General features: G+C 64.2%; 10 protein-coding genes and 1 tRNA gene. 4 read left to right on the forward strand and 7 right to left on the reverse strand.

The genetic code is table 11. The features are described from left to right. The first annotated feature begins 22 nt into the window (after positions 1-22). A complete protein-coding gene (locus Bravens_RS04180) occupies positions 23-1,102 on the forward strand; it encodes a ketopantoate reductase family protein (RefSeq protein ID WP_062020557.1) in 1,080 nt (359 codons plus the stop codon). Then, complete coding sequence (locus Bravens_RS04185) at positions 1,099-2,055, forward strand: SGNH/GDSL hydrolase family protein (protein ID WP_062020559.1); 957 nt, start codon at positions 1,099-1,101, stop codon at positions 2,053-2,055. The genes Bravens_RS04180 and Bravens_RS04185 overlap by 4 nt, the downstream gene beginning before the upstream one ends. A 108-nt stretch (positions 2,056-2,163) precedes the next feature. Here the strand turns inward: Bravens_RS04185 and Bravens_RS04190 are convergent, their stop codons facing one another. From Bravens_RS04190 to Bravens_RS04210, 5 genes are all read right to left on the reverse strand, one after another. Then, the gene (locus Bravens_RS04190) at positions 2,164-3,114 is read right to left on the reverse strand and encodes an SPFH domain-containing protein (RefSeq protein WP_082791018.1); all 951 of its coding nucleotides are present in this window, start codon (positions 3,112-3,114) and stop codon (positions 2,164-2,166) included. Positions 3,115-3,284: 170 nt separating this feature from the next. Then, on the reverse strand, positions 3,285-4,754 hold the full coding sequence (locus Bravens_RS04195) for an NCS2 family permease (protein WP_062020561.1): 1,470 nt from the start codon (positions 4,752-4,754) through the stop codon (positions 3,285-3,287). A gap of 152 nt (positions 4,755-4,906) precedes the next feature. Continuing rightward, positions 4,907-4,979, reverse strand: a tRNA-Thr gene (locus Bravens_RS04200). Positions 4,980-5,096: 117 nt separating this feature from the next. Then, complete coding sequence (locus tag Bravens_RS04205; protein ID WP_062020563.1) at positions 5,097-5,930, reverse strand: DsbA family protein; 834 nt, start codon at positions 5,928-5,930, stop codon at positions 5,097-5,099. Positions 5,931-6,030: 100 nt separating this feature from the next. Beyond that, positions 6,031-7,749 carry a serine/threonine-protein kinase gene (locus Bravens_RS04210; RefSeq protein WP_062020565.1) on the reverse strand — a complete coding sequence of 573 codons (1,719 nt, stop codon included), beginning with the start codon at positions 7,747-7,749 and terminating at the stop codon, positions 6,031-6,033. Between the two features lie 128 nt (positions 7,750-7,877). On the opposite strand from Bravens_RS04210, the gene Bravens_RS04215 reads away from it, so the two are divergent. Together Bravens_RS04215 and otsB are read left to right on the forward strand one after the other, a co-directional pair. Further along, on the forward strand, positions 7,878-9,527 hold the full coding sequence (locus tag Bravens_RS04215) for an alpha,alpha-trehalose-phosphate synthase (UDP-forming) (protein WP_244878111.1): 1,650 nt from the start codon (positions 7,878-7,880) through the stop codon (positions 9,525-9,527). Further along, positions 9,524-10,348 (forward strand): trehalose-phosphatase, encoded by an 825-nt coding sequence (gene otsB / locus Bravens_RS04220; RefSeq protein WP_062020567.1) that lies wholly within the window; start codon positions 9,524-9,526, stop codon positions 10,346-10,348. Before Bravens_RS04215 ends, otsB begins: the two co-directional genes overlap by 4 nt. A gap of 75 nt (positions 10,349-10,423) precedes the next feature. Here the strand turns inward: otsB and Bravens_RS04225 are convergent, their stop codons facing one another. Beyond that, positions 10,424-11,428: a LacI family DNA-binding transcriptional regulator gene (locus tag Bravens_RS04225; protein WP_061942087.1), complete on the reverse strand. Its 1,005-nt coding sequence runs from the start codon at positions 11,426-11,428 to the stop codon at positions 10,424-10,426. A gap of 2 nt (positions 11,429-11,430) precedes the next feature. Continuing rightward, positions 11,431-12,423 (reverse strand): LacI family DNA-binding transcriptional regulator, encoded by a 993-nt coding sequence (locus Bravens_RS04230; RefSeq protein ID WP_062020569.1) that lies wholly within the window; start codon positions 12,421-12,423, stop codon positions 11,431-11,433. Positions 12,424-12,654 lie beyond the last annotated feature (231 nt).

Genomic DNA, 12,654 nt, shown 5'->3' on the forward strand with positions numbered 1-12,654 from the left:
GCCTTCCTAGTAGTGTTGAGCTATGAGCAGATACATCATTGTGGGAGCCGGAGCCATTGGCGGAATGCTCAGCGCGGGATTCTGGCGCGCCGATGTGGACCACGTGCTGGTTGCGCGGGGAAGCCAAGCCGATGCTGTCGAAAAGGCCGGACTGACAGTCCGCACTCCGCATGAAACTCTGACTGCACATCCAACAGTAGTGCGCTCTGCCGCACAGGTGAATCTCCGCCCTGACGATGTCATCATCCTGGCAGTGAAAACTCAGCAGGTGTCCACCGCACTGAGCGAATGGGCTGACCGTCCGGTTGAGGACGAACACGGCACACAGCTGGGCACCGCCGGCGAGCTCCTGCCGCTCATGCTGTTCCTCAACGGAACTGACGCACAGGAGCAGGCACCTCGTTGGTTCCGGACCGTGTCGACAACCGTCATCTACACACCCGCCGTCTACACGGAACCGGGACAGCTTGCCGTGTTCATGGAAGACCGCTGGGCCGGGCTGATCACCGGTCCTGTGTGTGGTCCGGATGCGCCCCGACCGCAGGCCGGCGACACCAGCGCCGCTGACAACGCGGCCCTTCCGCACTACCTTCAGCAGGCAGACCGCGACTTCACCGCCGGGAACTTCGCGTCCGTGCTCGTACCCGAGCCTTCGCCCTACACCTACGGGAAGCTGCTGGCGAACCTGGCAAACGGCATCGACGCCCTCGTGGGATCCGTCGACTACAGCGACCTGCTGGAGCAGCTGCAGGACGAAGCCCGCAGTGTCTACCGGGCAGCCGGCATTGAGCACTGCCCCAACCCGCCCGAAGAGCTCGGCTTTGCCGATCGCATTCCCGAAGCACCCATCGACGGGGTGCAGAACCTGTCGTCCACCTGGCAGTCCATGGCACGCGGGACCGGCAACATCGAAGCCGACTACCTGGGCGGCGAGATCGTCCGTCTGGCACACCTGCACGGCATCCGGGCACCCAAGAACAGCCTCGTCATGCAGTGGTGCCGCCGCGTCATGACTGGCGACACCACGATTCCCGCCAGCCCGGAAGACCGGGCCAGCGGACTGCGTGAAGCCTTCGACCAGCTCAATAAGGAGGCCCTGTGACAGAACACGAAGACAACCGAATCCGCACCTACCTGGCCATCGGGGATTCGTTCTCGGAAGGCCTCATGGACAAATCCGCCCTCGAGGACGGCCGCTTCATCGGCTGGACCGACCGGCTGGCACACGCGCTCACACAGTCCCCCGTCGGCAGCCCCGACCTCCTGTACGCCAACCACGCCATCCGCGGCAGGCAGCTGACCGCCATCATCGACGAACAGGTGCCCGTCGCGCTCGACCTCAAACCCGACCTCGTGTCGTTTGTCGCCGGCGGCAACGACGTGCTGCGCCCATCAGCCGATGTTGACGGCCTGGCCGAACAGCTGGAACGGGCAATCTCGGCCATGCGCGCCGAAGGCATCGAAGTGCTTTTGGGCAACGGCTTCGACACAGCCGCCTTCAGCCCCGTGCTGCGCGCACTGCGCCCCCGCGTGGCCGTGTACAACGCACACATGTGGACCCTGGCCGGCCGCCACGGCTGCTACATGCTCGACCTGTGGGGTATGCGCCCCCTCTACGCGCCGGAATACTGGGCACCCGACCGCATTCACCTGAGCACAAAGGGCCACCGCCTGGTCGCCCAGTCCGCACAGACAGTGCTCGAAGGAAGCCGCGTCGACTTCCGCGGATTCCGGCTGACAAAAACCTCGAAGCCCCTGCGCGACCGCATGGAAAACGAAGCCGAATGGCTTAAGGACCACCTGGCTCCCTGGGTGGGCCGCAGACTCCGCGGAACATCGTCGGGTGCTTTCCTCGACCCGAAATACGCCGAATGGGTCCCCGCGGCCGACCTTCCGCTCGAAGCGCGCAGCCAAAGCGGCAAGAACGTCTCGCCTGCCGCCCACCAGGCCGCGGCCGACGATGCGGCCGCTTCGGAAGCCCCCGGCACCGCAGAAGTTCCGGACGCACCGGAGCCGCCCGGCACCTCGGGAGCTGCAGAAAACACCGACGACTGACGGCGACTGAAACAGCGAAAACGGCCGCTGAGCGTGTGCTCAGCAGCCGTTTTCGCTTGTGGCCCGGTCAGCCGGGGCCGAGGTGAGACCCGGCTTCAGCCGGCTCCGTCATCGACCGTGGCGGGACCCGAGGCTGTCCTCCTGGATCTGGTTGGTCGCCAGCATCGTGTTGCGGATTTCGGTCGCGAGGTCACCCACGGCGCCGGGGGTGTTCGGCATGAACATGACGTTCGACTTTCCGTTGCGGGCAACGTCCTGCATGGTGTCGAAGTACTGGGTCATGAGCAGCAGCTGTTCAGCGGTCTGCTCGATGCCCACGCGGCGCAGCGCTTCGTACTGTTCGGCAATACCGTTGGCGATTGCCTTGCGCTGGGCTGCAACACCCTCACCCTGAAGGCGGCGCGATTCAGCTTCCGCTTCGGCCTGCGTAACGCGCTTGACCTTGTCAGCTTCAGCCAGAGCCTGTGCCGCAACGCGGTCGCGCTGGGCGGCGTTGATCGAGTTCATCGAGTCGCGCACACGCGAGTCCGGGCTGATGTCAGTCACGAGCGTGTTGACAATCCGGAAGCCGTAAGCGGCCATCGACGTCGACAGTCGCTGTTCGACCGAGGTGGCGATGTCGTCCTTCGATTCGAAGGCCGAGTCCAGGGTCAGAGTCGACAGTGCAGAGCGGACCGTGTCAAAGACGTAGGAGCGGATCTGCTCTTCCGGGTTCGACAGGCGGTAGTAAGCGTCAACAACCTGGTTTTCGCCGATCACGTACTGCACCGCAACCGGCACCATGACGAACACGTTGTCCTGGGTTTTGGTTTCGATGTTGACCTCAAGCTGGTGCACGCGCAGCGAAATCGGCTTGGTGGTCGTGTCGACGAACGGCGCCTTCATGTTCAGGCCCGGTTCGCAGACCTTGCGGTACTTGCCGAAGCGCTCGACGATGACGCGCTCCTGCGTTTTGACGGTGAAGAAGATCGACGTGCGCAGCCCGCCGAACAGCAGGAACAGCAGCACCACGATGATGATGACGGGGATGAGCGGAATCAGAATGTACAGGGGTTCCATATCTGCGTCCTCATGGTGTTTTCCAATGACGGCAACACTCTATAGGAGCCGCCTCACACCGAAAAGAACTGCGAGTTCGACCGCGGTGTCAGCCGCCGAGGTGCCGAACCGGCACTGTGGGAAACGGCGGCTGGGGGCCGGTGGCAACGGCGGCTGGGGCCGGTGACCTGTCAGCCGGCCACGAGTGCCTGGATCGGTCCGGATGCGAAATACACGATGAACAGTGCGGCCGTGAGGTACATGAGCGGGTGCACTTCGCGGAACTTGCCGCGTGCGGCCTTGAGCACGACGTAGGACACGAAGCCCGCACCGATGCCGTTGGTGATCGAGTACGAAAACGGCATGAGCACGATCGTGAGAAACGCCGGAACCGCAATCTCAATGTCGGTCCAGTTGATGCGCACAACCTGCTGCATCATGAGGAAGCCGACGAATACGAGCGTCGGCGCGGCCGCCTCGGAGGGGATAAGAGCGGCCAGAGGAGCGAGGAACACCGTCAGCAGGAACAGCGCACCGGTCACAACATTCGCCAGACCGGTGCGAGCACCAGACCCAACACCCACGGTCGATTCGACGAAGCCGGAATTCGACGAGGTTCCGCCCAGACCGCCGACGATGGCACCGAGAGCATCGGCCACCATGATCCGCTTGGCGCCTTCTACCTGACCGGACTCGTCAACGAGTTTCGCCTGCGTGCCGACGGCCATCATGGTGCCCAGCAGGTCGAAGAAGTTCGTCAGCAGCAGGGTGAACACCACGAGAACAGCGGTGATGATGCCAACCGACTGGAATGAGCCCAGCAGGTTGAACGAACCGAGGATCGACAGGTCTGGCGAATGGAACCAGCCGCCTTCGATCTTCGGCACCGTCAGACCCCATCCGCCCGGGTTGGCGACCTCGCCGTCAGCACCCGTCTTCGGCCCCAGGTTGAACACCGCTTCGAGTGCGAACGCGATGACGGTGGCAATGAGGATCGTGTAGAGGATCGCGGCGCGCACGCCCCATGCGTAGAGGACGAACAGCAGCAGAAGCGCGACCGTGAACAGCAGCACCGGCCAGCTGGCAATCGACCCGCCCTGGCCCAGTTCAAGCGCTGTGCCGCCGGAGTTGCTGATGAAGCCGGCGTTGATCATGCCGATGAGCGCAATGAAGAAGCCGATGCCCACACCGATTGCGGATTTCAGCTGGCCGGGCACCGCGTTGAAGATCGCGGTGCGGAAACCGGTGACCACCAGCAGAAGAAGAATAATGCCTTCAATGACCACCAGGCCCATCGCATCGGCCCACGTCATACCTGGAATGACAACAACCCCGAACGCCATGAACGCGCTCATGCCCAAAGCTGAGGACACCGCCATGGGGAAATTGCCCACCAGGCCCATAAGCAGGGTGAGAAGACCCGAAATGAGCGACGTCGCAGCAGCCACCGCGGCCAGGTTGGGAGTGTCTCCCCCGCCGAGGAACGCACCCGTCGAATCAGCGGCCGCACCGATGAGGATCGGGTTGAGCACGATGATGTAGGCCATTGCCAGGAAGGTCGTCAGACCACCCCTGATTTCGGTGCCCACAGTGGAGCCGCGCTGAGTGATTTTGAAGAAGCGGTCAAGGCCGCTGAGTCTGCTGTCTGCTGCGTTCGTCACACGGGAAGTCTAGGCGAGGCCGCAAACAGGGAGAGAAGCTCCCTGACAAACTGGACAGCAGAAAGCGATATACGCGATTTTTGCGCTTTGGCCTGGAGACAGTGAAGGGGAACGCCTCCTGCTTGAGACGTTCCCCCCTGGTCAGAGACCTGAGCCCCCTGTCAGACTCGAACTGACGACCTTCGCTTTACAAGAGCGGTGCTCTACCAACTGAGCTAAGGAGGCACACGGAGGGACTCCCTCCGATCGTGAGCAGTTTAGTCCAACAGCCCACACAGCCCAAATCAGTGTGCGTGCGGTCTGCGGCAAACCTCGTCGAGAACAACCGCAGACCGCCCTCACTCACTTCTTCTGAGCTTGGAGGATTTCAGCGAAGAACGACTGCTGGTCGCTCCAGTCACTGACGTTTTCGCCGTTGACCTGCACCGTCGGGGTGCCCTTGAGCCCGTTGTTGAGGGCTTCCTTCGTCGACTGGGTGACATAGTCCTCAAACTGGATGTTGTTCACGCAGTCCGTGACGGTCACATCATCCTCAGCGGTGTTGATCTTCTTGTCGACGTCGACTCCGGCTTCCTTGGCCAGGTCGAGCATCTTCTGATCATCAAGACCCGTTGCGCCCTCTTCGGGCTGCTGGGAGAACAGGCCGAGCGACAGTTCCTGGAACTTATCGGCCTGGCCGGAGTCGACAACACACATCATGAGGTTGGCCGACCGGGTCGAGTACTTTGTGCCGCCGGACCGGTTGTCCAGCAGCGCCACCGGCTGGAAGGTCAGCGAAATATCGCCGTCATCGGCGAGCTTTCCAAGCCCCTTGCCGTTGAGACCTTCGAACTGAGCACAGGCCGGGCACTGGTAGTCGAGGAACACCTTGACGTTGGGCGCGTTGTCCTTGGCATCCTTGCTGTCGCCAGCCGGGTCTTCCGTCAGCGCCACCCCATCGCCGTCCTTGACGAAGGTGACCGAACCGTCGCTGTAGCCCTGCGGCTGGTCGGCCGGGCGCGTGGACTGGTAGATGAGAACGCCCACCACAACCAGAACCAGGACCGCCACGAGAGCAACTCCGATGTAGAGCACGCGCTTGGCTGTCTTCTGCTTGCGCGCCTGCGCTTCGGCAATTTGGCGCGCCTTTTCGCGCGCTGCCGCACGGCGGTCAGTGTTCGACGGTTTCTTCGCCATGTTTCTCCGCTGTTCCTCCGGTTGAAGATTTCACCGACAATCCTACTTGCGCCCCGATCCGCGGGCTCACATGCGGTTCGGATAGAACGCCCGCCGCAGACTATGTCAGCTGCGGTATGGAGTCCAGGATCTCCGGCGGCAGCGGCCACAGGTCGAAGCTGTCTGAGGCGAGCACGGCCGACAGGAGGAAAGCTGCGGCCACCAGCAGAACAACGCCGATGATGATCCCCGCTGCCCGCGATGATCCCGTGCACCGGTCAAAGGTCAGCCGTGTGCCCAAGCGCAGCATCCCCGCACCCGGCCCCAGCCACAGAACGAGCGTGTACACGAACGAGGCGATCAGCAGCTCCACCGTGACCCGCAGCGGGGCGCCGCCGAACTGCACAAAGTTCAGGTGAGCCAGTATGAACGTCGCAACGCCGGCCATGATCGGCAGGATCGTCGCAAAGATGCTGAGGAACAGCGAACTGAAGAACGCCCCTGGCCCGTGGGACAGGAACCCCCACTTTGCACTGTCAGGCCCTTCGTAGAAGCGCCGTCTGCGCACGATCACATGCACTTTGCCGAAGGTGCGCGCCAGCACCTGCCACACGTAGGAGACGATCACCATGATCAGCGGTGCGAAAACCGCTGCCGCCATGCCGAGCATGACAGCCCCGAAGGTCGGGAGGCGTCCCTTGAGGGACTTCTGCACTGCCGGCTGGGCAGAAGCCGCGTTCGGATAGGGAGGACGATGCGCCGGGTACTGCACCGCCTGCTGGGCCACGGGACTGGCGGCGTGGTGCTGCACCATGGGCGCCGGTGAGTGCGGCTGGTACCCGAGCGCTGGGGACTGGTGAAGAGCGGGCGGGCGAGGCGGAGCCGGCTGCCGGGGTGGGTAGGGCCGCTGAGCGGGCCCCAGTGATCCATGCTGCGGCGGCGCCCACTGGGGTGCCGGCGACTGTGGGCGCGGATATACGTTCGTGGGACCCACCGCCGGCGGCTGTACCGCCGTAGGATTTTCCGAGCCCCGCCCCATGGCGGGCATCCGCCCCTCTTCGACGTCGATGAGAGCGCCCAGGAGTTCGTCAGCCGCCGGACGGTTCGCCGGTTTCGGCTGCAGAGCGGCCCTGATGATGGGAACAATGCGCTCGGGGCACCCCTCCAAGTCAGCGCGGCCGGTCGCCACGCGGGCGATGACCGCGTCAATACCGCCACCGCCGAAGGGATTGCGTCCCGTGGCGGCAAACGCCATCGTCGCACCCCAACCCCACCAGTCAGTCGAGGGTGCCGAATCTCCCCCTTCGACCACCTCGGGAGACAGGTAGCCGGGGGTTCCCATGACCAGACCGGTCACGGTGACAGTCACCTCGTCAGCGGCCTGCGCAATGCCGAAGTCGATCACCACCGGTTCGCCGTCGGAGATCATGACATTGGCGGGTTTGAGATCGCGGTGGACAACACCTGCCGCGTGCACGGCTTCCAGCGCGTCAATAAGCGCGTGCCCGAAGTGCACGAGCTCAGATTCCGAAAAGGGGCCGCCGGAGCGGACGTCCTCAAGCAGGGTCGTGCCGGATACGAACTCCGTGACAATGTACGGGTGATCAGCTTCGAGGTCGGCGTCAATGACAGCCGCGATGCGCGGGTGGGAGATGCGCTGCAGAGTGCGGACTTCGCGGGCCAGGCGCATGCGGGAAGGTTCGTCGTCCGCAATGCTGGGGTTGAGGACTTTCACCGCGACGGGACGGTCGTGGTCGTCATAGCCCTTATACACGACGCCCATGCCGCCCGAGCCGAGTTTTTCGCCCAGGCGGTAGCCGCCGACTGTCTGCAGATTCATCACCAACAGGGTAGACGAATTCAGTAGGATGGGCTTTAAGTCCCGGATCTCCGCACAGAACACGCACCGGGCACCCAGGGTCATCCCGCCGGTGCACCGCCACTGTCTGTGGTCGAGTAAGGAGCACAGTGAAACGCCTGTACGCCGCCGATCAACTGCCCACCATCGATCCGCCCGCGGAAGGCCCAGAATTCCTTGTTGTGGCCAACCGACTGCCCATCGACCGCGACGATTCCGGCGACGAACCCGGGTGGAAAACCGCGCCCGGCGGCCTCGTAACGGGACTCGCACCGGTTGTGCGGAGAGCAAGCGGAGCCTGGATCGGCTGGCCGGGAATCACCGACACCGACGTCGACCCCTTCGAACACGACGGCATGCACCTGGTGCCGGTGCGCTTGAGCTCCGAAGACTTCCAGATGTACTACGAGGGCTTTTCCAACGGCACCCTGTGGCCGCTGTTCCACGACGTCATCGCCCCACCGGCATTCCACCGCACGTGGTGGGACAAATACCTCGAAGTCAACACCCGCTTTGCCATCCGCACGGCAGAAACCGCTGGCAAGAACGCAACCGTGTGGGTGCACGACTACCAGCTGTTCCTGGTCCCCCAGCTGCTGCGCTCCATGCGCCCGGACGTCAGCATCGGATTCTTCCTGCACATCCCGTTCCCGCCGGTGGAGCTCTACAGCCAGCTGCCGTGGCGCTCCGAGATTCTGCGCGGAGTCCAGGGTGCAGACCTCATCGGCTTCCAGCGGCCCACCGATGCCGCGAACTTCCGCCGCTGCGTGCGCAAGCACTCAGGCTTCATCACCAAGGGCGACGACATCACCGTCACGGCCGACCCCGACTTGGGCACCGAAGAGCACATCACGCGGGCCGCCCACTACCCCATTTCCGTCGACACCGATGCACTCATCGAACTGGCGGACACCCCCGCGATTCAGGCCCGGGCGCAGGAAATCCGCCGCGAACTGGGCAATCCGGACATCGTGATCCTCGGCACCGACCGCATGGACTACACCAAGGGTCTGCGCCACCGTCTGAAAGCGGTTCACGAACTTCTGCGCGAAGGGCGGCTGGACAAGGACAAGGTCACGTTCGTGCAGATCGCCACCCCCAGCCGCGAAAGACTGGACCACTACAAGCAGATCCGCACGGAGGTCGAACTGGCCGTCGGCCACACCAATGGCGAGTTCTCAGGCCTGCACAACCAGGTCATCCACTACTTCCACTACTCGTTCCCACGGGACGAAATGACGGCCTTCTACCTGGCGGCAGATGTCATGCTCGTCACCCCGCTGCGCGACGGCATGAACCTCGTGGCGAAGGAGTACACGGCCTGCCGCACCGATGATTCCGGCGCGCTTGTGCTCTCAGAGTTCGCAGGTGCTGCCGACCAGCTGACCCAGGCCGTGCTCATCAACCCCCACGACATCACCGAACTGAAGAACGGCATCATGCGCGCCGTCGGCATGGAGGTGCGTGAACAGCGTCGCCGCATGCGGCCCATGCGCAGACGCCTGAAAGACGAAACCGTGCACACGTGGGCCCGCAGTTTCCTGTCCGACCTCGCCTGGATCGCAGGAGCCGAACCCGTCCCGCTGGAAACCGCGGCCATCAGCCTCGACGCGGCTCGCACCGGCCTGGACGGGACCGAGGTGCCGGGCGAGGTGGCGGGCGAGGTGCCGGGCCAGGGGCAGGCGGCAGAATCGTCAGAGGCGCCGGGACAGGTGCCTGGCGAGGCGCCGGGACAGAACAGCGGCGGAACCGCACCATGAGCGAACTGCGCGACGCCCTGTCGCAGGCGGCCCAAGCGAAGTTGCTGCTGGTTGCACTCGACTTCGACGGCGTCATGGCACCGCTGGTAGACAACCCTTATGAATCGCGCGCCCTGCCGGAATCCCTCAACGCAGTCGACTTTCTGGACCGGCTGCCGCGCACGTGGACGGCGTTCATCACAGGCCGCAACCTCGACAACCTGCGCTCCGTTGTCACTCCCCCGCGCAACACTCTGCTGTACGGGGCACACGGGGCCGAGGTTTCTGTCCCCGATGCCGCCGACGTTCCCGATGCTGCCGTGCCGGGAAGCGGGGACGATCTTTCGACGCGCGAACTGCGGGTGCTCGACGTCATCGACACGGCACACGAAGAACTCGATACGCACCTCAACCACACGGGAATCTCCGGCATGTGGCTTGAGCGCAAACCGCTGGGCCGGGCGTTCCACACCCGCGAAGTCGAACCCGAAGGCGCCGAAATCGTCCGCAGGGCACTCGACGAACTTTCCGCTGAACTCGACGACGTGCGGATTGTCCACGGCCACGACATCGTCGAATTCAGCGTGCGCAGCACAACCAAAGGCGACGCCATCGACCAGCTGATGCAGACCACGCGCGCCGACACCGCCATCTACATGGGCGACGACACAACAGACGAAGACGCCTTCCGGCACCTCAACCGCTACCCCGGCGGGCTGACCGTCAAAGTGGGACCCGGCCGGACAGAAGCCCGGTTCCGTGCGGAAGACCCGCGCGAAGTGTCCCGCGCGCTCGCCCACTTGGCGAGCACCCGAGAGCGCGAGGTGTCCCGGGAAGCCTGACGGCACCTCGGGAGCAGTGAGGAGCGTGGCCTGCGGAGGCCAGCACAGTCAGCGCCGGGAGGCCGGCCAGTAGAGTCAGCGGCGGGCCAGGGGTGCGTCCGAACTGCGCAGCACGAGCTCCGGTTCGACCCAGTAGGCCGGCAGCGGATCCACTGGCCCTGCCATGAGCCGCTCGATTTCGCGTACGCCCGTGCTGGCCAGCTGCTCCCAGTCGAACGTGACCTGCGAAATGGGCGGGCTGAAAACATCTGCGTCCGGGACATCGCCGACAGCCAGGAACGAAAGATCGTCCGGCACCCGCAGACGCAGACGCTGAGCCGCCTGGAGGAAGCCCACCGTGAGGTCCGGGGATGCGCTGATGACAGCGGTGCAGCTGGTGTCGAGCAGCTGTTGGGCTGCCTGCGCTCCAGCCAGCACGCCGGGGTCGGACACGACGACGGGTGCTTGATCGCGGGTGCCGGTGATGAACAGCAAGTCCGCCATCGTGGTCCGAAAAGCACTCACGCGAGAGTTCTTCGCGGAGTCCTCCGGCACCGCCAGGCCGATCCTCGTGTGCCCCAGCTGCACCAAGTGGCGCACCGCAGTCTCAATGCCGACGGAAGAATCCATGATGATCTGTGCAAAGCCCGTGTGCCGGGCGTGCGAGATGCGCAGCATGGGAAGTTCCGTACCCGCCAGCTTCTGGGCTTCGCTCGAAGCGGGTCCGCCGCCGACGACGATCACACCGTCCACGCCGACGGCGGAAAGGAGTTCGTAGGTCGGCGGAAGGCCCGGGTCCGTGACCGCCTGCACGGCAACGTGGCCGACCGCGAAAATGCGCTTGGTCAGCTCTTCTATCAGTGTGGTGAACGGTTCGATGTCCGGCCCGATCGGGGCTGCTGTCACGACTGCTATCCGCTTGACGTCAGGGGCAGCCGGCACTTTCACACCGAGGGTGCGCAGCGCGATGTCCACCGCACGCCGGGTCTTCGGCGCCACCGCAGAAGACCCGCGCAGGGCGCGTGATGCCGTGGCCTGGGAAATGCCGGCAGCCGTGGCGATCTGCTGCAGGGAAACACCGGACAGTTCGTACTGGGACACGCTCACCTCCTGACCGCCGCTGTCGAGGCGCGGGCCAGCAGCCGGGGACGGAAGTTCGGCGGAACCGCCACCGGCGGGTTGCCGTCCAGAATGTGCAGGGCGGCCGTCGCGAGCGCTTCAGCCAGGCTCTCGGTGTCATAAGAAAGGACAGTTGCAGGCGGATTGGTGAACCGCATGGTCGACGAATCGCCGATCCCGATGACTGACAGGTCCCGCGGCACGCTCAGGCGACGACGGCGCATGGATTCAAACACGCCGTACATTTGCAGGGCGCTCTGCGTTATGACCGCGGTGCAGGCAGCATCACGCAGGATTGATGCGGCTTCAACACCGCCGGCGAAGGTCTTCGGGACGGCCGCAATCCAATCATCGAGGTTTGGTGCGATGGCTGCCGCCGGGTGGAGCGCACCGAAGTTCTCCTTGAGGATCTCTGCGAGTTCCCCAACGTCCTTGCACACCAGGCCGATACGGCGATGCCCAAGGTCATACAGGTGGTCGAACGCCAGCTTCATACCCGCGCGCAAGTCGATTTCGGCGGCGATATCGTCGCGCCCGACCATCATGCCGTCCGTGCGGACAGCAGTGCTTCGCCTGCCGGACTCAGAAAACCGCACGACCGGCACATCAACATCGAGTTCCGTGAAGGTTGGGGTGATGATGACAGCCGCACCGGCATCCAGGCAGGCGCGCAGTTCCCGCCCCTCAGCATCGAGATACGGGGTCATGACAGCATGCCCCGCACGCTGCAGGTGGGCGATCGCAGCACGGGCAACATCCGTCTGCCAGTGTTCGGGATTCTCCGGCAGACTCACCGCGGCAAACTGGCCCGCGGCCGCACCGAGCAGTGTGGAGCGCTGATAGCCGACCTCATCAACCGCGCTCATCACCTTCGCCCGCGTTGCCTCCGCGACGGCGTCACGACCGCCGAGCACGCGCGAGACCGTCGAAACCGAAACTCCCGCACGCTCAGCAACGTCTTTCAGCCGAACACCCATACGGCGAAGTCTACGGCAGGCTGAGAACTCCATGGCAGGCTCCGACGAGACTCATGGAAAGTCCCCGGGTGAACAGGGGCCGTGCCTCATGTATTTTTCCCCGCGAAATTTGTGGGTGTATGGCGACCATGGGGTATGGATCGTGAGGGATTGTCATTGAAGCCCACGTCGAGGAGCCGATCGCAGACGGCGCGGGCCGTCTCCATGACGTCGAAGAAGGAGAAGACCATC

This window comes from Brevibacterium ravenspurgense (assembly GCF_001584615.1).
GTDB classification, from domain to species: Bacteria; Actinomycetota; Actinomycetes; order Actinomycetales; family Brevibacteriaceae; genus Brevibacterium; species Brevibacterium ravenspurgense.

Coding starts and splice junctions, on each gene's coding strand:
- Bravens_RS04205 (WP_062020563.1), bottom strand. CDS start 5,930: ATGGCGAAGAAACCGTCGAACACTGACCGCCGTGCGGCAGCGCGCGAA.
- Bravens_RS04230 (WP_062020569.1), bottom strand. CDS start 12,423: ATGGGTGTTCGGCTGAAAGACGTTGCTGAGCGTGCGGGAGTTTCGGTT.
- otsB (WP_062020567.1), top strand. CDS start 9,524: ATGAGCGAACTGCGCGACGCCCTGTCGCAGGCGGCCCAAGCGAAGTTG.
- Bravens_RS04190 (WP_082791018.1), bottom strand. CDS start 3,114: ATGGAACCCCTGTACATTCTGATTCCGCTCATCCCCGTCATCATCATC.
- Bravens_RS04210 (WP_062020565.1), bottom strand. CDS start 7,749: ATGAATCTGCAGACAGTCGGCGGCTACCGCCTGGGCGAAAAACTCGGC.
- Bravens_RS04180 (WP_062020557.1), top strand. CDS start 23: ATGAGCAGATACATCATTGTGGGAGCCGGAGCCATTGGCGGAATGCTC.